The sequence below is a fragment of the Umezawaea beigongshangensis genome, assembly GCF_016464305.1.
In the GTDB taxonomy this organism is placed as follows: domain Bacteria; phylum Actinomycetota; class Actinomycetes; order Mycobacteriales; family Pseudonocardiaceae; genus Umezawaea_A; species Umezawaea_A beigongshangensis.
Map to the genome: position 1 here is coordinate 351,403 of NZ_JAEIOJ010000002.1, position 21,452 is coordinate 372,854.

At 73.7% G+C, this 21,452-nt stretch carries 22 protein-coding genes; 14 read left to right on the top strand and 8 right to left on the bottom strand.

The window, feature by feature from the left end:
* Positions 1-61 precede the first annotated feature (61 nt).
* The gene (locus IMZ35_RS06190; protein ID WP_199439944.1) at positions 62-922 is read right to left on the bottom strand and encodes an SDR family NAD(P)-dependent oxidoreductase; all 861 of its coding nucleotides are present in this window, start codon (positions 920-922) and stop codon (positions 62-64) included.
* Positions 923-1,077: 155 nt separating this feature from the next.
* Between IMZ35_RS06190 and IMZ35_RS06195 the strand changes: the two genes are divergently transcribed.
* The gene (locus IMZ35_RS06195; protein WP_307867800.1) at positions 1,078-1,950 is read left to right on the top strand and encodes a helix-turn-helix domain-containing protein; all 873 of its coding nucleotides are present in this window, start codon (positions 1,078-1,080) and stop codon (positions 1,948-1,950) included.
* A gap of 51 nt (positions 1,951-2,001) precedes the next feature.
* Here the strand turns inward: IMZ35_RS06195 and IMZ35_RS06200 are convergent, their stop codons facing one another.
* The gene (locus IMZ35_RS06200; protein WP_199439945.1) at positions 2,002-2,889 is read right to left on the bottom strand and encodes an NAD(P)-dependent oxidoreductase; all 888 of its coding nucleotides are present in this window, start codon (positions 2,887-2,889) and stop codon (positions 2,002-2,004) included.
* A 41-nt stretch (positions 2,890-2,930) separates the two neighbouring features.
* On the opposite strand from IMZ35_RS06200, the gene IMZ35_RS06205 reads away from it, so the two are divergent.
* The 5 genes from IMZ35_RS06205 (at position 2,931) to IMZ35_RS06225 (ending at position 7,912) form a co-directional block, all read left to right on the top strand.
* On the top strand, positions 2,931-3,281 hold the full coding sequence (locus tag IMZ35_RS06205; RefSeq protein WP_307867801.1) for a winged helix-turn-helix transcriptional regulator: 351 nt from the start codon (positions 2,931-2,933) through the stop codon (positions 3,279-3,281).
* 181 nt (positions 3,282-3,462) lie between these two features.
* Positions 3,463-4,827 carry an alpha/beta hydrolase gene (locus IMZ35_RS06210; protein WP_199439947.1) on the top strand — a complete coding sequence of 455 codons (1,365 nt, stop codon included), beginning with the start codon at positions 3,463-3,465 and terminating at the stop codon, positions 4,825-4,827.
* Positions 4,828-4,972: 145 nt separating this feature from the next.
* A complete protein-coding gene (locus IMZ35_RS06215; RefSeq protein ID WP_199440321.1) occupies positions 4,973-5,626 on the top strand; it encodes a GTP pyrophosphokinase in 654 nt (217 codons plus the stop codon).
* A gap of 69 nt (positions 5,627-5,695) precedes the next feature.
* Positions 5,696-6,187, top strand: a complete 492-nt coding sequence (locus tag IMZ35_RS06220) for a MarR family winged helix-turn-helix transcriptional regulator (RefSeq protein ID WP_199439948.1) — start codon at positions 5,696-5,698, stop codon at positions 6,185-6,187.
* A gap of 210 nt (positions 6,188-6,397) precedes the next feature.
* Complete coding sequence (locus tag IMZ35_RS06225) at positions 6,398-7,912, top strand: trypsin-like serine protease (protein ID WP_199439949.1); 1,515 nt, start codon at positions 6,398-6,400, stop codon at positions 7,910-7,912.
* Here the strand turns inward: IMZ35_RS06225 and IMZ35_RS06230 are convergent.
* Together IMZ35_RS06230 and IMZ35_RS06235 are read right to left on the bottom strand one after the other, a co-directional pair.
* Positions 7,893-8,738, bottom strand: coding sequence for a helix-turn-helix transcriptional regulator (locus tag IMZ35_RS06230; protein WP_199439950.1), 846 nt, complete (start codon positions 8,736-8,738; stop codon positions 7,893-7,895). The genes IMZ35_RS06225 and IMZ35_RS06230 overlap by 20 nt on opposite strands.
* Entirely contained in the window at positions 8,735-10,219 is a 1,485-nt protein-coding gene (locus IMZ35_RS06235) for a PucR family transcriptional regulator (RefSeq protein ID WP_199439951.1), read from the bottom strand. Before IMZ35_RS06235 ends, IMZ35_RS06230 begins: the two co-directional genes overlap by 4 nt.
* A gap of 85 nt (positions 10,220-10,304) precedes the next feature.
* Between IMZ35_RS06235 and IMZ35_RS06240 the strand changes: the two genes are divergently transcribed.
* Together IMZ35_RS06240 and IMZ35_RS06245 are read left to right on the top strand one after the other, a co-directional pair.
* A complete protein-coding gene (locus IMZ35_RS06240) occupies positions 10,305-10,562 on the top strand; it encodes a hypothetical protein (RefSeq protein WP_199439952.1) in 258 nt (85 codons plus the stop codon).
* 90 nt (positions 10,563-10,652) lie between these two features.
* Positions 10,653-12,113 (top strand): NAD-dependent succinate-semialdehyde dehydrogenase, encoded by a 1,461-nt coding sequence (locus IMZ35_RS06245; protein ID WP_199439953.1) that lies wholly within the window; start codon positions 10,653-10,655, stop codon positions 12,111-12,113.
* A gap of 344 nt (positions 12,114-12,457) precedes the next feature.
* On the opposite strand, the gene IMZ35_RS06250 is transcribed toward IMZ35_RS06245, so the two are convergent.
* Positions 12,458-12,835 (bottom strand): hypothetical protein, encoded by a 378-nt coding sequence (locus tag IMZ35_RS06250; protein WP_199439954.1) that lies wholly within the window; start codon positions 12,833-12,835, stop codon positions 12,458-12,460.
* 3 nt (positions 12,836-12,838) lie between these two features.
* On the opposite strand from IMZ35_RS06250, the gene IMZ35_RS06255 reads away from it, so the two are divergent.
* Together IMZ35_RS06255 and IMZ35_RS06260 are read left to right on the top strand one after the other, a co-directional pair.
* Positions 12,839-13,015 (top strand): hypothetical protein, encoded by a 177-nt coding sequence (locus IMZ35_RS06255; RefSeq protein ID WP_199439955.1) that lies wholly within the window; start codon positions 12,839-12,841, stop codon positions 13,013-13,015.
* A 291-nt stretch (positions 13,016-13,306) separates the two neighbouring features.
* Positions 13,307-14,479 (top strand): MFS transporter, encoded by a 1,173-nt coding sequence (locus IMZ35_RS06260; RefSeq protein WP_199439956.1) that lies wholly within the window; start codon positions 13,307-13,309, stop codon positions 14,477-14,479.
* Here IMZ35_RS06260 and IMZ35_RS06265 read toward each other — a convergent pair whose 3' ends face one another.
* Together IMZ35_RS06265 and IMZ35_RS06270 are read right to left on the bottom strand one after the other, a co-directional pair.
* Complete coding sequence (locus IMZ35_RS06265; RefSeq protein ID WP_199439957.1) at positions 14,480-15,286, bottom strand: SAM-dependent methyltransferase; 807 nt, start codon at positions 15,284-15,286, stop codon at positions 14,480-14,482.
* A 56-nt stretch (positions 15,287-15,342) separates the two neighbouring features.
* On the bottom strand, positions 15,343-15,861 hold the full coding sequence (locus IMZ35_RS06270; RefSeq protein ID WP_199439958.1) for a hypothetical protein: 519 nt from the start codon (positions 15,859-15,861) through the stop codon (positions 15,343-15,345).
* Between the two features lie 155 nt (positions 15,862-16,016).
* On the opposite strand from IMZ35_RS06270, the gene IMZ35_RS06275 reads away from it, so the two are divergent.
* On the top strand, positions 16,017-16,727 hold the full coding sequence (locus IMZ35_RS06275; protein ID WP_199439959.1) for a hypothetical protein: 711 nt from the start codon (positions 16,017-16,019) through the stop codon (positions 16,725-16,727).
* Positions 16,728-16,937: 210 nt separating this feature from the next.
* On the opposite strand, the gene IMZ35_RS06280 is transcribed toward IMZ35_RS06275, so the two are convergent.
* Complete coding sequence (locus IMZ35_RS06280; protein WP_199439960.1) at positions 16,938-17,651, bottom strand: SDR family oxidoreductase; 714 nt, start codon at positions 17,649-17,651, stop codon at positions 16,938-16,940.
* 675 nt (positions 17,652-18,326) lie between these two features.
* Here IMZ35_RS06280 and IMZ35_RS06285 point away from each other — a divergent pair.
* The 3 genes from IMZ35_RS06285 (at position 18,327) to IMZ35_RS06295 (ending at position 21,413) form a co-directional block, all read left to right on the top strand.
* Positions 18,327-19,388, top strand: a complete 1,062-nt coding sequence (locus tag IMZ35_RS06285; protein WP_199439961.1) for a glycoside hydrolase family 25 protein — start codon at positions 18,327-18,329, stop codon at positions 19,386-19,388.
* Positions 19,389-19,519: 131 nt separating this feature from the next.
* Entirely contained in the window at positions 19,520-19,780 is a 261-nt protein-coding gene (locus IMZ35_RS06290) for an Atu4866 domain-containing protein (RefSeq protein WP_199439962.1), read from the top strand.
* Between the two features lie 172 nt (positions 19,781-19,952).
* Positions 19,953-21,413, top strand: a complete 1,461-nt coding sequence (locus tag IMZ35_RS06295) for an FtsW/RodA/SpoVE family cell cycle protein (protein WP_199439963.1) — start codon at positions 19,953-19,955, stop codon at positions 21,411-21,413.
* The last annotated feature ends 39 nt before the right edge of the window (positions 21,414-21,452 follow it).

Below are 21,452 nucleotides of genomic sequence, written 5' to 3' on the forward strand. Positions count from 1 at the left end.
CGCCCCGCGTCGACCCGGAACGGCGGTCCGGGCCGACGCGGGGCACGCCGCGGCGGAGGGGTCAGGCGGCGGGGAAGTCGGTGTCGGGCGCGGTCCGCGCGGTGGCGTCGAGGTTCGCGCGCAGGGCGTCGACCTTGGCGGTGGCGTAGGCGTGCGCGTCCGAGCCGAGCAGCTGGCGCAACGGGCCGCCACCGCTGACGACCCCGCCGATGATGGCCGCCGCCCCCCTCACCGGGTCGCCGAGCTGGCCGCCCTGGAGCTTCTGGTGCTCGGCGACCATCTCGCGGATCGCCGGGTAGGCCTCCGTGGTGGTGGCGGGCAGCGCGAGCGAGTCCGCGCTGAGGAAGTCGGTGCGGAAGTAGCCGGGCTCCACGACGGTGACCTCGACGCCGAAGCCGGCGACCTCCGCCGCGAGCGCCTCGGAGAGGCCCTCGACCGCGAACTTGCCCGCGCAGTAGAGCGCCCAGCCGGGGACGGCGGTCAGGCCGAGGATCGACGACACGGTGACGACGTGACCGCTCCGCTGCCCGCGCAGGATCGGCAGCGCGGCGCGCAGCACGTTCCACACGCCGACGACCTGGACGTCGAGCATGTCCCGCACGTCGCGGTCGGTGGTCTCCTCCACCGCGGCCAGGAAGCCGTACCCGGCGTTGTTCACCACGACGTCGAGGCCGCCGAAGCGCTCGGTCGTGCGGTGCACGGCCCGCGCGACGGCCTCGGCGTCGCGCAGGTCGACGGCGAGCGGCAGCAGCCGCGAGGTGTCGACGCCGTCGCCGAGCGCGGCGAGCAGCCGCTCGGTGGACCGCGTCGTCGCGGCCACGTGATCACCACGTCCGAGCAGTTGCCGGACCAGTTCCAGTCCCAGACCTCGGGAGGTGCCGGTCACGAACCAGGTCGCCGGCCGGTCGGTCGGGAAGCTCATCGTCGTTCCTCTGTTCGCAGGAGGTGCGGTCGGTGCCGCGTGCCGGTTCGAGCCTGGCGCACGACGAGCCGCTGGCGGCGCTCGTGCCGAGCCCTGTGGAACCGAGGACTCGCAGGTCCACCCACGATCCCCGCGGCGGGGGGACAATCGGCTCCGTGGCCACCACCAACCGCGAACTCGCCGACTTCCTGCGCCGGGCACGCGGCCAGGTCGACCCGTTGCGAGCGGGCCTGCCGCCGGACGGGCGGGCGCGCCGCGTGCCCGGTCTGCGGCGCGAGGAGGTCGCGCTGCTGGCCGGTGTGTCCACCGACTACTACGCCCGGCTGGAGCAGGGGCGGCGCATCACGCCCTCCCCCGCCGTGGTCGAGGCGATCGGCCGCGCGCTCGGTCTCGACGCCGCGGGGCGCGCGCACCTGGACGACCTCATCGGGCCGACCTCGGCACGGGCGCCCCGACGCGCCCGCGCCGTGCAGCGCGTGCGCCCGGGGCTGCACCAGCTGCTCGACGCGCTCGACGGCGAGCCCGCGCTCGTCCTGGGACGCCGCACGGACGTGCTGGCCGCCAACCGGATGGCCGCGGCGCTGTTCACCGACTTCGACGCGCTGCCACCGGCGCAGCGCAACTACGCGCGCTGGATGTTCCTCGACGAGGACGCCCGGTCCCTGTTCGCGGACTGGCCCGACCAGGCCCGCGCCGCCGTCGAGAGCCTGCGGTTCGAGGTCGGCCGCGCCCCCGGCGACAGCACCGCGACCGCCCTCGTCGCCGAACTGCGCGAACGCAGCGCCGAGTTCGACCGGTGGTGGGAGCAGCACCGCGTCCACCAGCGCACGCACGGGTCCAAGCGCCTGCGCCACCCCCTCGTCGGGGACCTCACCGTCGAGTACGAGACCCTCGTCCCGCCCGGCGACCCCGACACCACCCTGTACGTCTACACCGCGCGGGCCGGGTCGCCCTCGCGGCAGGCGCTGGACCTCCTCGCGAGCTGGACGGCGGTCCCCGGAACCCGGAGCAGGCAGCCGGGCCGGTGACGTCCGCGGTGTCCTGCCGGGGCCGTCCCGGCCGGACGCGCGCCGCGTCGGTCAGCGGCGGGACAGGTGCTCGGCGACGCGGCTGAAGCCGTCCGCGCCGTGCCCCAGGCCGATCGCCCGACGGGTCGCGCCCTCCACCGCGCGCATCACGCTCGCGTCGATGCCGTGCGCCTCCGAGGTGTGCACGACGTGCGCCATCGTGGAGGCGGCCGAGGTGATCGGGTTGTCCTCGCCGGAGAACGTCCCCGCTTCCACGTCGGCCGCGATCCCCTCGAAGATCGGCGGCAGGATCGCCGCGATGCCTCCCGCGAACGGTGCCAGCTCCCGCGCGGTCACGCCCTCCGCCCGCGCCAGCGCCAGGGCGTGCGCGTACCCGGCCACGGCGGTCCAGAACACGTCGAGCAGCGCCAGGTCGTGCGCCGCGGCCCGGCCGATCTCCTCGCCGACGTGGGTGTGCGTGCCGCCCAGGTTCTCCAGCAGCGGCAGGTGGGCGTCGTAGAGGTCGCGAGGTCCGCTGTGCAGGAACACCGCGTGCGGAGTGCCGATGGTCGTGGTGGGCGTCATGATCGCGCCGTCCAGGTAGCCGACACCGTGCTCGGCCGCCCACGCCGCGGTCGCCCTGGCGCGGTCGGGGGTGTCGGCGGACAGGTTCACGACGGTGCGCCCGGCGAGCGCCGCCGTCGTGCCGGGAGTGCGCAGCACGGCGTCCGCGGCGTCGTAGTCGACCACGCACACCACGGTCAGGTCGCTCGCTGCGACGGCCTCGTGCGCGGACGCCGCGCTCGCCGCGCCCCGGCCGACCAGGTCGCCGTCCCGGCCCGGTGTGCGGTTCCACACCGTCGTGGGGACACCGGCGGCGAGGAACGCACCGGCGAGGGACCGGCCCATCGGCCCCAGGCCGAGAACGGTCGCGGACTTGCTGCGGTATGAAGGAAGCACGGTGGAACTCCAGTGCGGTTGAGCGTGGACGGGAGACGACGGTGGTGCGCAGCAGGGCTCAGGACCTCGGCGTGTGCGGCGTGACCGCGGCGGTCGCGGTCATCGACGGCAAGTGGAAGTCGCTCCTGCTGTGGCAGCTCGAATCCGGCCCGTGCCGCCCCGGCGAACTGCGCCGGAGGCTGCCGGGCCTGACCGAGAAGGTGCTGACTCAGGCGTTGCGGGACATGGAGGCGGACGGTCTCGTGCACCGCGAGGTGCACGACGAGCTGCCGCTGAGGACCGAGTACTCGCTCACGCCGTTCGGCCGGGACCTGTCGGAGGCGCTGGCGCCGCTGGCCGAGTGGGGACATCGCCGCCTGGCGGTGCTCGCCGACTCCGCTCGGAAGACCTGAACCACCGCCACCCCCTCGCCCTCCGGCCCCTCCGGCCGCCGCGACCAGCCTGGCGCACCCGCCGCGCGGCGACCAGTACCGACAAAGAAGTGGCCACCCCCCCGGGGGACTACCCCTCGGGGACGATCTCGGGGACTTCCCCGATCTCAACCCGGTGTGCTCCCCGACACACTGCTGGACCATGAAACGTGTTTCCGCACTGCTCGCGGCACTGGTGCTGACGGGTGCGTCAGGGGGAGCGGCGATCGCCGCCGAAGAAGGACGAGGACTCGACTGGCGGCCGTGCGAGGTGGACGGCCCGGTCACCTGCGCGACGATCACCGTGCCGGTCGACTGGAACCGGCCGTCCGCGGGGACGATCGAGGTGGAGGTCGCGCGGACGAGGGCGACGGGGAGGAAGCAGGGCACGCTGGTCTACCTGCCGGGCGGACCGGGCGACTCCGGCGTCAACCGGTTGCTCGGCGGGAACGTCGTGCCCGCCGAGGTGTCGGAGCGGTTCGACGTGGTCAGCTACGACCCGCGCGGTACGAACCGCAGCAACCCGGTCGTGTGCGACGCGGACCTGGTCGGGACGCTGCCGGAGACGGTCCCGGACGCGGGCGCCACCCTCGCCTCCGTCCAGCACCACGCGCGTGAACTCGGCGACAGCTGCCGCGCGCACACCGGACCGCTGGTCGACCACGTCGACAACGTGAGCGTCGCCCGTGACGTCGAGGCGCTGCGGGCCGCGCTCGGCGAGCGGAGGATCACGCTCTACGGCCGGTCCTACGGCACGCTGGCCGGGCAGGTGTACGCGGAGAACTTCCCGCACCGGGTGCGCGGGCTGGTGCTGGACAGCGTGTTCGACCACGGCCTGTCGATCCGGGAGCTGCTCGCGTCGCAGGCCCGCGCCGGGGAGGACGCGTTCGCCGAGTTCGCGACCTGGTGCGCGGTCGATCCGTCGTGCGGGTTCGACGCGGCCGCGGCCTACACCTCGCTGTGGGACGCGGCGGTGCGCGGCGAACTGCCCGGCGGCGCGGCCGCCCTGAACCAGCGGGTGCTCGGCCTGCTGTACGGACCGGACCGGCCGGCGCTCGCGGCCCTGCTGCGGGACACGGGTCCGCGGACCGCCGGGGCCGGCACCGCGCCGTTCCCGATCGCCGCGTTCTGCACCGACCACGACGTCCGGATCTCCTCCGAGCGGGAGTGGTCGTCCCTGTGGCGCCAGCAGGCGGCGCAGGCGCCGACCCTGCGGACGCACTTCGCGTTCAGCGCGGTGTCGCTGTGCGCGGCGTGGCCTGCGGACACGCCCAACCCGCAGCACCGCACCCGGCTCGACGACGACGTGCCACCGGTCCTGATCATGAACTCGGCGCACGACCCGGCCACCCCGCTGGAGTGGGCGCGCGGCGTGCACGACCAGGTCGGCGGCACGCTGCTCACCTACGACGGCTGGGGTCACGGCGTCGTGAACCGCACCGACTGCACGCGGGCGGCGTTCACGGACTACGTGCTGACCGGCACGAGCCCGTCACCGGGCGCGCACTGCCCGGCCGCGGCCCCGTAGTCACCGCCCGACCCGTCCTGCGACACCGAGGCGCCGCAGGACGGGTCGGGCGCACCGGGTTCCGCACGCGTCCCCCGGCGGTGCCCGCCGGATCTGTAGGGTGGATCTGGTACCGCACAGGTGGGGAACGACAACGGACATGGTCATGGACATCGGCGCGCACGCGCCCGTCGGGGACTCATCGGGTGCCTTCGACCAGGTGCAGCGGCTCGCCCGTGAGCTGCTGGTCTACAAGTTCGCGATCGACGAGCTCATGACGAAGCTGCGCATCCTCAGCGAGGAGTTCGACTTCGTCCACCAGCACGATCCGATCGAGCACATCACCAACCGCGTGAAGCGCCCGGAGGCCATCCTGGAGAAGCTGCGCCGCAAGGGCCTGCCGACGGACGTCGACCTCGTGGCGGAGCACCTCGACGACGTCGCCGGTGTCCGGGTGATCTGCCCGTTCGTGTCGGACGTGTACCGCGTGGAGGCGATGCTGCGCCGCCAGAACGACGTGCAGATCGTGCGGACCAAGGACTACATCGCCGAGCCCAAGGCCAACGGCTACCGCAGTCTTCACCTGATCGTGCGAATTCCGGTCTTCCTGTCCGACCGGGTCGAGCACGTCAAGGTGGAGGTGCAGGTGCGCACCATCGCGATGGACTTCTGGGCGACGCTGGAGCACAAGCTGTTCTACAAGTACGACGACCAGGTCCCCGAGGGCTTCGCCGACGAGCTGAGCAGCACGGCGGCGATGGCGGCGCAGCTCGATCAGCGGATGGAGTCGCTGCACCAGCGCGTGCACGGCGGAAGCTGACCCGATCGGGTGTCTCCAGACGCCGCGTCACAGACGGTGATATATCAACCTTCCAGGTAGACTGCATCTGTGACCGATGATTCGTGGCTGAACGAGGACGAGCAGAGGGCGTGGCGGAGCTACCTGGCCGTCCAGACGAAGCTGAGCAGCCGGTTGAACGCGCACCTCCAGCGCGAGTCCGGGCTGTCCGGTTCCGACTACGAGGTCCTGGTGCACCTGTCCGAGGCGCCGGAGGGCCGGATGCGGGCGTTCGAACTCGGCGAGGCCACCCGGTGGGAGAAGAGCCGGATCTCCCACCACCTGACCCGCATGGCCGGGCGCGGTCTCGTCGAGCGGCAGCCGTGCGCCGAGGACAGCCGCTACGCGGACGTCGTCCTCACCGAGGCGGGCCGCACGGCCATCGTCGAGGCCGCCCCGCGGCACGTCGCCCACGTCCGGGAGTGGTTCGTCGACGCCATGTCCCCCGAGGAGCTCGCCGCGTTCGCGGCGGCCTGCGAGGCGGTGGCGGAGAAGCTGGACTCCTCCGCCGACGGAGACTGCCCCTCCGCCCGCGAGTGCTGAGCCGCGCCTCGCGCGGGCGGTGCCGGAGCAGGATCGGGGCACGTTCGGGTGCCCTCCCCCGCCCCGACACACCCCCTCCTCCCCACGCACGGCGGGAGAGGTGGAACGATCGTCCGCGAGGACGGGCCCGGTGACGGCTCAGCAGAACCCGTTCCCCTCGCGACGCCGCCGAGGGGTGGACGACCCGTCCGTCCCGGAGGAGACCTCTCGTTGAGAAAGCTCAGGACTGTTGCGATGCTGCTCGCCCTCGTGGCGGGGGCGGGTCTGGGCGCGTACATCCAGACCGGGGTGCTGCCCGGTGCCCACGGCGGCTCGGCGGCCACGGTGCTCGCACAAGCCCCCGCCGCACCACCGGAACCCCCGGCTCCCCCGGTCGACCTGCTGGTGCCCGCGACCGTCCGCGAGTCGACCGAGTACCTGGTGGCGTCCTTCCAGGTCGACCAGCAGGAGGCGCTGCGACGCCTGGAGCTCCAGCGCACGGCCGCGAAGCTCGACGCCGCCCTGAGGGTGGAGGCCGCCGACGAGTACGCCGGGATGTGGATGGACCAGCAGGCCGGGGGCCTGCTGATGATCGCCACGACCGACCCGACCGCCACGCAGGCCAGGCTCACCGGCGTCCACGACAGCGCCCACGTCCGCACGACGCAGGTGCAGCACACCCTCGCGCAGCTCACCGCCACCAGGGACGCGCTGATCGCGCAGCTCGGCACCGGCGCCGTCGTGCCCCACCTGCCGACCATCAGCGCCGCGGAGAACCGCGTCGTGGTGTGGGAGCGGTCCTGGGCCGAGGGCTGGAGCCCCGGCGCCGACCCGCTCGCCACGCTCGACCCCGCCGCGGCGGACCAGGTCGTCGCGCGGGCCGCGCCCCCGGCCGACACCACCTCGCACGGCTCGCCGAACGGCGTGCCAGGCGGAGCTGTCGACCCCGGGTTCTGCCACCCGCACCACTGCACCGGCCACGGCCCCATGCGCGGCGGGATGCGGCTGAACGGCCAGCGCGACAACGGCACGTGGGGCGGCTGCACAGCCGGTTTCAACGTGCGGTCCACCGGTGGCGACTTCCCCGGCGCGGCGTGGGTGCTGACCGCGGGGCACTGCGTGGTCGGCAAGACCAACAACGTCCCCCTCCAGCACAACGGCACTCCCGTGGTGGAGCAGCACGGCGTGGAGAGCAACAGCTACCCCTACGACTACGCCCTGCTGCCCTACGTCGACCCCGCCGCGGCCACCACGTGGCTGGACGGACAGGCCGAGCACAACCTGGTGCTGAAGCACTGCCCCGGCGACCCCGCGGTCTGCGGCGACCGCACGACCTCGGCGGACCAGCCGATCACCGGCGTCACCCCGTTGGACTCGGTCGTGGTGAACTCGGTGGTGTGCGCGTCCGGATCGGCGTCGTCCGCCGCGACCTATCCCGACGTCACCGACTCCGGCGCCGGAGCGGGGTTCCTCTCCGGCACCCGCTGCGGCCTGGTGACCTCCACCGACGTCGGCATCAACACCGACCTCTGCTCCCGCGCCGGTGACAGCGGCGGTCCGCTGTTCGACCAGGTCAACCAGAGCGCGCTGGGCATCCTGGAGGGCAACCTGCAGAGCCGCACGGGTCCGTGCGCGGCCGGGGAGGTCAACAACTACTCCCCCCTGTCCACGATCCTCCAGGACGCCGCCGGGCAGCTCGACGCGAAGGGCTCCACGTTCAGCGTGATCACCACGCCGACCGGCTGACGCTCCCGTCCGCGCCGGCGGGCGTCCGGGCGCCGGAGACGGCGAGCAGGCCGAGCCGCTCGACCGCGGGGCCGGTGAAGAACTGGATGCGCTGCCCGCCGTCCTCGCTGAACAGGTTCTGGCACTCGACGTCGACGACGCCCAGCTCCGGGTGGTCGACGCGTTCGTGCCCGCCGCGGCGGACGGCGACGTCCCCGGCGTCCCACAGCCGGGCGAACTCGTCGCTGGCCCGGCGCAGGTGGGCGATCATCTCCGCGCACCGCGCGTCGTGGCCGCGGCGCGCGGCGGCGGCCCGCAGGTCGGACACCAGCACCGCGGAGTGGCGCGGGTGGTCCTGCGCCGGGTGGACCGACCGGCAGCCGGGATCGGTGAACCAGCGCCGCACGAAGCTCTCCCCCGGCGCGGGCGGACCCAGCAGCGCCGTGGCGAGCTGGTTCTGCACGAGGGTCTCGTGCAGGTCGGTCATGATCCGCGCCGGGGTGGAGTCCAGCCGGTCGAGCAGCGCCAGCATCGCCGGCTGCACGCGCGCGGCCGTGTCGTGCGTCACGGAGACCGCGCGACCGGCCAGGCGGAACAGGTGCTCGCGCTCGTCGGCGTCCAGGCGCAGCACGCGGGCCAGCGCCACCAGCACCCGCGTCGACGGCTGCGCGCCCAGGCCGCGCTCCAGCTCGGCGTAGTGCTCGAGCGAGGTACCGGCCAGCCGGGAGACCTCGTCGCGGCGCAGGCCGGGCACCCGGCGGCGCGGTCCGGTGGGCAGGCCCACCTCGGCCGGGGTGATCCGCGCGCGACGCGCCTGGAGGAAGATGCCGAGTTCGAGCAGGTTCACCGGTCGAGCGTCGCAGCCGGGGCCGGTCGCGACCAGGGGCTGTCGGCCCCGGATCGCCCGCGGGTCACCGCGCGGAGGGCGATCCAGGCGTCGACGCGGGTCTGCGGGTCATCGAGCGAGCGGCCCAGCGCGCGCTCGATCAGCCGCACGCGGCGGCGGACGGTGTTGCGGTGCACGCCCAGCTCCCCGGCGACGGCGCCGCGCTGGCCGTGGTGGCGCAGGAACGAGCCGAGCGTGCCGATCAGCTCCTCGTCCAGGCCGCCGAGCAGGGCGTCGGCGAACAGGGTTGTGGAGCGGTCGTCGAGGATCGACCAGACGCCCTCGCCGACGAGGTCGCTCCACCGCACGAGCGGGGCGTGCGGGCCGGTCCGGGCGAGGGCCCTGGCCGCCCCGGCCGCGCTGCGGGCGGCGTGCTCGACCGGTTCGGCCGCGCCCACACCGGCGCGCAGCCCCTCCAGCAGCGGTTCCCAGTCCCGCGGGACGTCGGTGACGACGACGAGCTCCTCGTCCAGGACGGCGGCGAGCAGCGGTGCCGGGAAGCGCTGCTCCGCCGCCGCGAGCACCTCGTCCCGGCGTGGACCGGCGCAGCGCAGCACGTGGACCCGCTCCGGCACGGTGGTCCCGCCGAGAGCCGTGGACAGCACCGCAGCGGCGGAGCGGACGTCGCCGTCGAGCAGGAGTTCCACGGCACGGGCGCGCACCCGCCGCTGAGCGCGCAGATCGCGCGCCCTGGTGTCCGCGTCGAGGCCGAGCAGTGCCACGGCGGTGGCGACGGCGCCGTGCAGGCCGTTGCTCCACCGGCCGGGCACGTGCACCACGAGGTAGGTCTCGGGAGCGCCGTGCAGGCCGACGGGCTGGATCGCGGTGCGGCCACCCGCGTCGTCCAGGACGGAGGCTCCCCGCAGGCCGAGCGGGCGCAGGCGGGCGATCTCGGCGCGCACCCGCTCGTCGGGGTGCGGCTGGGCGTCGGGGTCCACGAGCAGCGCCGTGCCCCGGACGTGGGCGGCGAGCCGGTCCAGCACGGCGGCGGGCCCGTCGGGGCGGGTGGCGGCGCGCGCGAGGTCGCGCTGGACGGTGAGGGAGCGACGCGCCTCGGCGCGTTCGGCCGCGTCCAGCGCCCGGCTCACCGCGCGGCTGATCGCCACGAACGACGTGGCGCGGGGCACGGCGAGGACGTTGAGGTCCGTCGTCCTGGCGGCCCGCAGGAGTGCGGCGGGCACACCGGGGTGGCTCAGCCCGACGCCGAAGCCGAGCGCGACGATCCCGGCGGTGGCGAGCCGGTGCACGTAGGGCTCCCACTCCGCGTCCCAGCCGACCGCGCCCAGACCGGTGGTGAGGAGCAGTTCCCCGCCCTCCAGGAACGGCACGGGGTCGGTCAGCTCGCTGGTGGCGACCCACCGCACGTCGGCGCCGGGGCGGGGCACCCACAGCGGGCCCAGTGCGAGCGAGGTGTCGGCCAGGACGTCCGCGACCGTCGTCACGGGTGTCATGCTCGCACAACGTCGGCGGACCGGTGGTGCACGTCTGCCGTGGTGCGGACGTGCGCACGGCCCTAGCGTGCGGGTCATGAGCACTCCGGGCGCGGTGGTGGGCCGACCGGCTCCGCCGCAGGAGCGCGGGCTCGTCGCCGAGATCCCCGGTCCGCGTTCGCGGGAGCTGCTGGTGCCCGCGCGGGGAGCCGGTACGGCGGTTCCGGGGCCGGGTTCCCCGCACGTCGGAGGTCTCGTCGGCGGCGGCGCTGCCGCTTCCGAGCCGACCCGGCGGATCGCCGCGGCGGCGGGACGCGCGCGTCCCGCCACCGCTCACCCGCGGCACGTCCGGTGACGTGCCGCGGTCCCTGCCACCGCTGCCGACGCCCGACGACCCGCTGGCCGAGTGGTTCGGCCTGCTCGACGAGATCTTCGAGGAGATCCGATGACGCACGCTCTCGTCACCGAACTCGCGCCCGGCGAGGGACTGTTCGTCGACGGCCGGTGGAAGGCCGGTTCGACGGGGACGTTCGACGTCGAGGACCCGGCGACGGGCGAGGTGATCGCCGCGGTGTCCGACGGCGACGCCGCCGACGCCGTGGCTGCGGCGGACGCGGCTGCCCGCGCGTTCCCGGCGTGGAGCCGCACCGCGCCGCGCCAGCGGTCGGAGGCGCTGCACCGCACGTTCGAGCTGATGATCGCCGACACCGACCGGCTGGCGGCGATCATCGCGCTGGAGAACGGCAAGGCGCTGTCCGACGCGCGCGCCGAGGTGGTCTACGCGGCGGAGTTCTTCCGCTGGTACGCCGAGGAGGCGGTGCGCGGCGGCGGTTCCTACGGGCCGTCACCCGCCGGTGGCACCCGCACGATCGTCACGCGCAGGCCGGTGGGGGTGGCGGCGCTGGTGACGCCGTGGAACTTCCCGGCGGCCATGGCGACCCGCAAGATCGCCCCGGCGCTGGCCGCGGGGTGCACGGTGGTCCTCAAGCCCGCCGCGGAGACGCCGCTGACGGCGCTGGCGGTGGCCCGCGTCCTGCGGGAGGCGGGTGTGCCGGACGGCGTGGTGAACGTGGTGCCCACCACCGACGCCGGCGGGGTCGTCGGCGCGTGGCTCGCGCACCCGCGGGTGCGGAAGCTGTCGTTCACCGGGTCGACGGCGGTGGGGCGGCTGCTGCTGCGCCAGGCCGCCGATCGCGTGGTGAACACGTCGATGGAGCTGGGCGGCAACGCGCCCTTCGTCGTGACGGACGACGCCGACGTTGAGGCTGCCGTGGCGGGCGCGCTGATCGCGAAGCTGCGCAACGGCGGCCAGGCGTGCACGGCGGCCAACCGCTTCTACGTCCACGCCGACGTCGTGGACGAGTTCGCCTCGGCGTTCGGCGCCGCGGTCGAGGCGCTGCGGGTGGGTCCGGCGAGCAGCCCCGAGACGCAGATCGGGCCGCTGATCAGCCGCGGGGCGGTGGACGGGGTCGCGGCCCTGGTGTCCGCGGCGGTCGACGCGGGCGCCGTGGTGTCGCACCGCGCGCCCGTCCCGTCGGGCGGCGGGTACTACTACCCGCCGACGGTGCTGCGCGACGTGCCGTCCGGCGCGGAGATCCTGCGGACGGAGATCTTCGGGCCGGTGGCCCCGATCGTCACGTGGACGTCGGAGGAGGAACTGCTGTCCCTGGTGAACGACGGCGAGTACGGGTTGACGGCCTACGTGTACTCCCGCGACCTCCAGCGGGCGCTGCGCATCGCCGAGGCGGTCGACGCGGGCATGGTGGGGATCAACCGGGGCGTCGTGTCCGACCCGGCGGCGCCGTTCGGCGGCGTGAAGCAGAGCGGCGTCGGCCGCGAGGGCGCCCGCGAGGGGCTGGAGGCGTTCGAGGAGATCCAGTACCTGAGCGTGGACTGGCCGCTCTGACCGCCGTGCCCGAGCCGGTGGTCGCGGTCCGGAAGTCCAGCTCGACGCGGGTGCTGCCGATGAGGCGCTGGCTCTGGATCGCGACCTCGTGCGTGAAGCAGCACGGGTTGGCGGTGAAGGTGATGCGCGCCCAGCACGTGCTGCTGTGGCGCACCACCGTGCTGACGCTCTTGTCGAGCGAGAGGTGGTACGTGCCGCCCGGGTCGCTCGCGCTCGTCGCGCACCCCTGCTCCTGCGGGTCCTGCCCGTGCAGCCCGCGCCGCCGCACGCGGCCTGCGCGGGCGCCTGGCCCGCGACGACTCCCGTCACCGCCACCGCCAGCCGCACTCTCGCGATCGCCGTCTTCACCAGCGTTCCAGCACGCACGTCGTCTCTCCTGCGGGCAGCGGGCCTTCCGGCCCTCTCCAGGTCTTCTGGGCGTGGTCGAGCACCGGTCGTCGAGGACCGGTCGTCAGAGGAACCGCGGACCAGCGGGCGACCCCGGCCTCCAGCAGCGAGATCCCCAGCGGGGTCGTCGCGCGCAGCACCGCCGACCCGTCGCCGCGGGCCAGCTCCTGCACCCGCCCGTCCGCGACGCGGCGCACCCGGCCGTCGGCGCCGTCGCGGTCCACGAACACCACGCCGCCCCCGGCGTCGGCGCGCGGCCGGAACGGCACGCCGCCCGCGGGCGCGAGGTCGCGGACGTTCCCGTCCGCGTCGATGCCGACCACGCGGGAGCCCACGCGGTGGTGATCCCGTCGCCCGCGGGGATCGCGGAGGTCACCTCACCGGTGAACTCCTGCGCGCGCACGACCGCGCCGGTGGTCGTGTCGACCGCGTTCACCGTGGTGACGCCGAAGTCGACCACACCGGACCGAGTGAGCACGGCGGTCTCGCCCGTGCCGCAGCCGGGGTTGTGGTAGGCCGCGCGACGCGGTGGTGTCGAGCACGGGGTCGCGCCGCACAGCGCGAACGCCGTGGTGCGCTCGTTCAGCACGCGGATCTCCGTGCTCGCTCGACGGACCCACCGCGATCGCGGGTCCTCGGGAAAAACGCTGGCGCAGCGTGCTCCGGGTCCGGTCCGAGAATTGTCCGACCGACGGGTCGGAGGTTATAACCTGTTACTGAACAAGGCTCCTCTTTGACCTGTATCACGTGTCTGAGCTGCTGCGATTCAGCCGTTGTACCATGCATCGCGTGCGAGGAACCGATCAGTGACACGCCTGCCGGTCGCCGCTCTGCTGGCACACTCCGTGCTCACCCAGGCCGTGACGTTCGTGCTGCGCCCCGCGTCGTCCTACCGGGCGCTGGAGCTGGACGTGCCCGCGTCCTGGCTCGGTCTGCTGTCCGCGAGCTTCGCGCTCGTGCCGCTGCTGCTGGCCCTGCCGGCGGGCCGCGTGGTCGACCGGCTCGGCGAGCGGCGGGTGCTGATCGTCGGCGGTGTCCTGATGACCGCGTCGGGCGCGCTGTTCGTCGGGGCGAGCGGATCGGTCGCCGGGCTGGTCGCGGCCAGCGTCGTGCTCGGCACCGGGCACCTGTGCTCGGTGGTCGGGCAGCAGTCGCTGGTCGCCAACACCTCCGGCCCCGGCCGGTTCGACTCGGCCTTCGGCCACTACACGTTCGCCGCGTCGCTCGGGCAGCTGCTCGGGCCGCTGCTGATCCTCGGTTTCGGCGGCAGCGCCCCGGTCCCGGACACCAGGCCCGTCTTCGCCTGCGCGACGGTCGTGAGCGTCGTGCTGCTCGGCTGCTCGCTGCTGCTGCGCGACGGCACGACCCGTTCGCAGCGCGCGGAGGCCGGGGAGAGGGGCCTGGGCACGCTGCTGCGACTGCCCGGCCTGGTGCGGGCCCTGCTCACCAGCTGCGTGGTGCTCGCCGCGGTCGACATCTCCCTGATCTACCTGCCCGCGCTGGGCGCGGAGCGGGGACTCGCGTCCGGCGTGGTCGGCGTGCTGCTCGGACTGCGCGCCGCGGCGTCCATGACCTCCCGCCTGTTCCTGGGGCGGCTCAGCGCGCGGATCGGCCGCAAGCGGCTGCTGATCACCAGCATCGCGGCGTCCTCGGCCGGACTGGGCCTGGCCGCGCTGCCGCTGCCGGTGTGGCTGCTGGCGATCACGATCACCGTGGCCGGGCTCGGGCTGGGCGTGGGTCAGCCGCTGACGATGTCGTGGCTCGCCGAATCCGCGCCGCCGGGCCTGCGGGGACGCGCGATGTCGCTGCGGCTGACCGGCAACCGCGCCGGGCAGGTCGTGGTGCCCGGCGCGGTCGGACTCGTCGCGGCGGGGCTCGGCGCCGCCGGCGTGCTGGGCGTGACGGCCGTCGGCCTCGCCTGGGTGGGGTTCAGCGCGCGCAAGCTGTCGGTCGACGGCCCGGCGGGCGACCCCGGCTGATCACGGCTTGCGCCCGGCCCCCACCCACAGGCCGTCCTGCGACGGGTCGTCCACGACCTCGCCGCCGGGCTCCGGCCGCCACTGCGACGTGGTCACCAGGCCCGGCTCCACCAGCTCGAAGCCGGTGAACAGCTCCAGCACCTCGTCCCTGGTGCGCGGGAAGACGTTGTTCTGCGTGCTGCGCATCGTCTCCACGAGATCGTCGGCGCGGATGTCGGCGAAGTCGTCGGTGAAGTGCGTCAGCGCGAGGAGGCTGCCGGACGGCACGGCGTCGCGGTACCGGGCGAACACCCTCACCGGGTCCTGCTCCGGGGAGATGTAGTGACCCAGCGTCACGGCGAGCAGCCCGACCGGCTCGTCGAGGTCCAGCAGGCTCCGCACGCCCCCGGACCCCAGGACGTCGTCGGGACGGGTCACGTCGGCTTGCACCATCGTGGCGAAGGGGTTCTCCCGCAGCATGAGGGTGCTGTGGGCGACGGCGACGTCCTCGCTGTCGACGTAGACGATCCGCGCGTCGGGCACCACGCGCTGCGCGATCTCGTGCACGTTGCCGACCGTCGGGATGCCCGATCCGAGGTCGAGGAACTGCCGCACGCCCTGCTCGATCATGAACAGCACGGCCCGCCGCAGGAAGGCGCGGTTGCGGCGGGCGATCGTCGCCACGTTCGGCTGCACCTCGACGAGCTTCGCGGCGATGGCCCGGTCCGCGGCGAAGTTGTGCCCCCCGCCGAGCAGGTGGTCGTAGATCCTGGCAGCGCTGGGCCTGGTGAGGTCCACTCCTTCGGGAATCCACGTCACATCGGTCACCTGTGCTCCTCCTGCAGAAGATCGGGGCGGGTCGGACTTCCACTGTCAGGTGTCACTTAATCGGGTATCCGAATGAGGGTCCCACCCCGGTCGTTCTTCACGACGAACCGGGCGATGTCGTACCAGCGCAGCGAGGTCTCGCCGGACAGCTGCGGCGGGGTGCCGGACACGGCGGAGTCCCAGGTCGCGACGACCACCGGCGTGTCGTCGTTGGTGATGGCGAGCAGGGAGCAGCGGCACGGGCCGAGGTCGCCGCGCAGGGTCAGCTCGACGGCGGTGCCCCACTCCTCCGGGTCGATGGCGACGGTCGCGAGGGTTCCGCTCGCCGCGTGCGAGCCGGTCAGCGCGCCACCGGAGGACGCGGTGGCCGACGTCGACGAGGAGGGCGGACGGCTCGACGAGGAGACCACCGCGGCGGCCGGGACCGCGCCCGGAACGCCGGTGGCGCGCACGACCAGCGCCGCCGCGCCGAGGACCGCGGCGAGCACGACCGCGGCGAGCACGAGCACCACCGGGCTCACCGGGGACTGCGCCGGTCCGTCGAGGGCGGTCTTCTGCCTCCGGTGCTGAGCCACGCCCGACATACTCGTCCCGCTCGGCCTTCTGGTCGAGATCCACTTGCCGGACGGTCCGCTGGGACGAACGCGCCAGCGGACCGCGTGAACCGCGGGCACCGAGCACGCGCGCGGGTGTACGAGCCACCGGCCGCCGGATGGTGCACAGTGGTCGTATGAACCTCAGCTCACTCGCCCCCGGCGCGGTGCTCGGCGCGGCACGCTCGACCGCGGAGTGGGCGGTCGGCACAGCTGTGAGCACGACCGCCGCGGCCGCCGCCGTCCCCGGCCGCCTGCTCGGCCTGATCGACTCGGCCGAGGCGGTCGTCGGGCGGGTCGAGGACGTGCTGAGGCAGGTGGACGAACTCGTGCACCGCGCGAGCGCGGTGGTGGCCGGGGCGGAGTCCGCGGTGGGAGAGGTGCGCGCGATCACCGCGAGCGCCGAGGTGGCGATCGGCGACATCACGCGGGTCTCCACGGCCGCGGCCGGCCTGGTCGGCAACGCGAACCACGTCGCGGACACCGCGGCCGAGGTGGTCGCGGCCGCGGGCAGGACCGCGCACACGGCGAACGAGCTGGTCGACTCCTACGCGCCGCTGGCACGGCAGGCGCAACCGCTGGCCAAGCGGTTCGTGGAGGAGCTGTCGCCGCAGGAGATCGACGCGGCCATCTCCCTGGTGGACGAGCTGCCCAGGCTGACCTCGCACCTGACCGACGACGTGCTGCCGATCCTCGCGACGCTGGACCGGGTCGGCCCGGAGATCCACCAGCTCCTGGAGGTCGCGACCGACGTCCGCCAGGCCGTGCTGGGCATCCCCGGCTTCAACTTCCTGCGCAAGCGCGGCGAGGACAAGGAGGAAGCGGACACCGAGCAGGTCGGGCGCTGAGAGGTCGCGCCGGCTGCACCGAGCGGTCCGCCGCGCGCTTCGTGATCTTCCGCCGGCCACCGGCGCGGTCGTCGGCGATGATCCGCCGGAACATCTCGACCAGCGGTGGAGGGGGACATCTCGGCCTCCGCGTGCGTCCGGAGCGGCTCGCCGCCCCCGCCGGACGTCCCGCGGAACTCCTCCGCCGGGGCGTGGCGGCCGGCTCGCGTCCTACCGGGTGGCGGAGACCACGTCGGTGTAGAACGCGCCGGGGTCGGCGGCCAGCGTCGACTTGATCGTAGCGCTCCACTCGTCCACGAGGACCTCCAGCCGACCGGCCTCGACGCCGTCGAGGGCGGCGCGCGCGGCGTCGGCGGGGTCGATCTTGTCCCCCTCGTAGCCCGCCATGATGTCGGTGTCGGCCGCGCCGAGGTGCACGCCCGTCACCAGGGTGCCCTGACCGGCGAGCTCGATCCGGACGCCGTTGGTCAGGCTCCACTGCGCCGCCTTCGCCGCGGCGTAGGCGTTGGACCCGTCGTAGGAGAACCACGACAGCGCGGACAGGACATTGACGATCGCCCCGCCACCGTTGCCGCCCAGGACGGGGGCGAAGGCGCGCACCACGGCGAGCGTGCCGAAGAAGTGCGTGTCCATCTCCAGCCGGATCTTCGCCAGGTCGCCGGTCACGAGGTTCTGGAACGTGGCGATGCCCGCGTTGTTGACCAGCAGGGTGACGTCGGAGGCCGCGGCCGCCGCGGCGGCGACCGAGTCGGGATCGGTGATGTCGAGCTTCAGCACCTCCGCGCCGGGCAGGTCGACGCGCTCGGGGTGGCGCGCGGTGGCGTAGACCTTCGTCGCGCCGCGCTCCAGCAGCTGCTCGGCGAACCGCCGGCCGATGCCGCGGTTGGCCCCGGTGACGAGGGCGACGGAACCGGCGATCTTCATGGTGTTCTCCTGGCTGACGTGGTTCGTCTGGTGGTCCTTCGGGCATCACGCTAAGACCTGACATCAACGTCAAGGGCAAGGAGTGCGAGCCGGATCACGGAGGCGCGGACTCGGCCACCGGCACCGGAACTCCTGCGCGCACAGCGCTTCGCGTCATTACGTTTGGCCACGTACGACCTCGGGTATCACCCGAACGTGGAGCTCGGTGCCCCCAACTGCCAGACCCGTGATCGCTCTGCGCTCGATACACTCTGTAACGCAGGCAGCAACACCCGGGGGGAGACCGTGGCTGCTCATCCTGCTCGTTCTCAGCGCGGCCGTCGCCGGTTCGGCGTCGTCGTGGCTGAACCGGTGTGCAGAACACCGCGGACGGACCGGAGCCGCGAGTCCCCCACCCGGTCGAGGACCCGCTCCACGACATCTCCGGTTCCACCCCGGTGCCTCGGCGGTCCGCCGAGCGCACCACGCGTCGTCGTGCTCGCCCAGCGCCACGTCGGCCCCGCGGCGACGTGGCGCGGACCGGCGCGGACGACGAACGGGGGTCCCGCCGTGCCCGGTGAGCGCGACCGGGCGACCCCGGACGCGGTGAGCCCACCCGGTACCCGCACCACCGCGCCGGGCGGCCACCGCACGCCGGATCCACCCCAGACCCGCTTACCACCGTGAGGTGAAGCCGTGCCCGCCCGAGGCATAGACATATTCCGCATCTACCAGAACGTCCACGACTGGCGCGCGGTGCGACACTCCGGCGTCGAGTACTGCTGGGTCAAGGCCACCAACGGCACGCGCATCGCCTTCGCCAACGACGCGGCGCGCACCCCGGCCCCCGCCGACTCGTCCGTGGCGGGCGCACGCAGCGCCGGCATCGCCCCCGGCCTCTACGGCTACGCACTGCCCGGTGATCCGATCACCCAGGCCGACGTGCTCGCGAGCGAGGTGATCAGGCTCGGCTGCCGGGGACCGGGCACGCTGCCCCCGGCGCTCGACCTGGAGGAGCCCGGAACGAAGTCCGCGGACTTCGGCGTCAGGTTCCTGCGCCGGCTCCAGGAGCGCATCGGCCAGCAGCGCGTCGCGATCTACATGAGCGCGTCCTGGGCCGCGGAACTGCGGCCCGACACCTGGAACGTCCCCGGTCTGGTCGTCTGGATCGCCGCCTACGGCAGCAACAACGGCAACCGCGGCCCGATCCCGTACTACACCGGCCGCACCGACGTGCACCAGTTCACCTCGGTCGGACTGCACCTGGTGCGCGGCATCACCTCGTCGGGACTCGACGTCAACGAAGCGGACATCGCACTGAGCACCCTGCTGGGTGGAGAGGACGACGACATGTTCACGGACAACGACCGCGCCAAGCTCGACCGGCTGAACGCCTTTCTCGCGGAGTCGGCCAACGCGCCCGGTGGACAGACCCTGCACGACGCGATCTGGCGCAACGGCGACGCCCTGGCGCAGGTGCTCGCCAACCAGAGCGCGCAGAACGAGGTCCTGGCCCAGGTCGCCCAGAACCCGGAGATCACCGCCGACGCGCTGGGCGACCGCATCGACACCGCGGTCGCCAGGGCCACCGCCGGCCTGGCCGAGGAGCTGACCAACCGGCTGTCGGCGCAGCTCCTCGCCCAGGTCGGTCCCGCCGTGCTCTCCGTCGTCGGCGAGGACAACGCCGAGCAGGCCGACCGCGTCGTGCAGGAGCTGGCGCGGCGCCTGGACGACGGCGGCCACGGGACGAGCGCCTGAGCCGGTCGCGGCGCCGGGCACCCCGGGTGCCGGGCACCCCGGGTGCCGCGCGTCCTGGTACCCCTCCGCACGTCGGCCGAGACTGGTGCCGAGCGGGGACGAGCCCCGCCGGTACGGGAAGGACGGTCGCCGTGACCGAGAACAGCGCTCGAACGACGGACCTCGACGTCGTGGGGACGTGGGTCACCGCGGACGGGCACATCCGCCAGCAGCTGCTGCCCAACGGCCGCTACGACGAGGCCCGCGGCACCCGGCGCAGTGCCTACACCGGCAGCTACACCGTCACCGGAACCCACATCGACTACGTCGACGACACGGGCTTCACCGCCACCGGCGACGTCCGCGACGGCGTCCTGTTCCACGAGCACCTGGTGCTGCACCGCGAGGGGTGACGGCCGGGTCAGCACCGCGCCGCGACCGTCCACATCGGACGCGCGACCGGGGGTGGAGGAGTCCTGCGGACCAGGACGCGCGAGCGGCGTCGCGGTTGCGTCGAGCACCGCAGGAGGGGCGGGTGTCACGTCGTGTTGCGCGGCACCTGCTCCGCCTTCTAGCTTCGCACGCGTGAATGCGCTCTCCCCTCCCAGTACCGACGCGAGTCCGAGAGCCGACGACACGCGGGAGCCCGCCGCGCCGGGCGGCGAGCGCCGGACCGAACTGCTGCTCATCGCGTTCGCGACCGGCCTGGTGACGCTGGCCCTGGTGCTGGTCGAGGCCGGTCAGGAGCACGAGCTGACCATGCAGATCGTGTACCTCGGTCTGGCCCACCTCGGTCTGTTCGGCGTCGCCCACCTCGCGGTGCGCCGGTGGACCCCCTACGCCGACCCGCTGATCCTGCCGTGCGTGGCGCTGCTCAACGGTCTCGGCCTCGTGCTGATCCACCGCGTCGACCTCGCCAACGCCGGCACCACCTACCTCGACGGGTCCACCTGGGATCCGGCCGCTCCGCGCCAGGTCGTGTGGACCGCGCTGGCCCTGGTGCTGTTCGCCGTCGTGCTGAAGTTCATCCCCGACCACCGTCCGCTCGCCCGCTACGCCTACACCTTCGGGTTCGCCGGGCTGTTCCTGCTCGCCCTGCCCGGTGTGCTGCCCTCCTCCATCTCCGAGGTCAACGGCGCGAAGATCTGGATCCGGTTCGGTCCGCTCGGCTCGATCCAGCCCGGTGAGTTCGCCAAGATCGCACTGATGATCTTCTTCGCCGCGTTCCTCGTGTCGAAGAAGGAGCTGTTCACCACAGCGGGGCGGCACGTGCTCGGCGTGGACCTGCCGCGGGGGCGCGACCTCGGGCCGCTGTTCGCCGCGGTCACCGTCTGCCTCGGCATCATGATCGTGCAGAAGGACCTCGGCAGCTCGCTGCTGATCTTCGGCATCGTGCTGATGCTGCTCTACGTCGCCACCGAGCGCGGGATCTGGGTCGGCCTCGGCCTGACCCTGTTCAGCGCCGGGGCCGTCGTGGCGTGGCGGTTCTTCCCCCACGTGCAGATCCGCGTCGCCAACTGGACCGACCCGTTCGCGGACCCGAACGACACCGGGTACCAGATGGTCCAGTCGATGTTCTCCCTCAGCTCGGGAGGACTGTTCGGCACCGGCCTCGGCGGAGGACGTCCCGACCTGCTCCCCGAGTCCAACACCGACTTCATCACCGCCGTCATCGGCGAGGAGCTGGGCCTGGTCGGCCTGACGGCGACGCTGCTGCTCTACGGCCTGTTCGCGATGCGCGGGCTGCGCGGCGCGCTCGCCGTGCGCGACACGTTCGGCAAGCTGCTGGGCGGCGGTCTCGCGTTCGCGCTGTGCTTCCAGGTGTTCATCGTCGTCGGCGGCGTCACCAAGCTCATCCCGGCGACCGGCATCACCGCGCCGTTCCTGTCCAAGGGCGGGTCGTCGCTGCTGGCGAACTACATCCTCGTCGCGCTGCTGCTGCGCATCTCCAACGCGGCCCGGTCGCCGCAGGCCCCGTCGCGGCCGAGGGTGCAGCAGCCCGCCATCGCCGACCAGGCGACCGTGATGGTGCAGCGGCCGTCCTGAGGCGACGCGCGCCGCGACCGGCACCCGGCCGCGGCGCGC

Excerpts from the sequence above, each read along its gene's own strand:
- IMZ35_RS06280 (WP_199439960.1), bottom strand. The coding sequence starts at position 17,651 with ATGAAGATCGCCGGTTCCGTCGCCCTCGTCACCGGGGCCAACCGCGGC.
- IMZ35_RS06240 (WP_199439952.1), top strand. The coding sequence starts at position 10,305 with ATGAGCACTCCGGGCGCGGTGGTGGGCCGACCGGCTCCGCCGCAGGAG.
- IMZ35_RS06190 (WP_199439944.1), bottom strand. The coding sequence starts at position 922 with ATGAGCTTCCCGACCGACCGGCCGGCGACCTGGTTCGTGACCGGCACC.
- IMZ35_RS06245 (WP_199439953.1), top strand. The coding sequence starts at position 10,653 with ATGACGCACGCTCTCGTCACCGAACTCGCGCCCGGCGAGGGACTGTTC.
- IMZ35_RS06215 (WP_199440321.1), top strand. The coding sequence starts at position 4,973 with ATGGACATCGGCGCGCACGCGCCCGTCGGGGACTCATCGGGTGCCTTC.
- IMZ35_RS06210 (WP_199439947.1), top strand. The coding sequence starts at position 3,463 with ATGAAACGTGTTTCCGCACTGCTCGCGGCACTGGTGCTGACGGGTGCG.
- IMZ35_RS06275 (WP_199439959.1), top strand. The coding sequence starts at position 16,017 with ATGAACCTCAGCTCACTCGCCCCCGGCGCGGTGCTCGGCGCGGCACGC.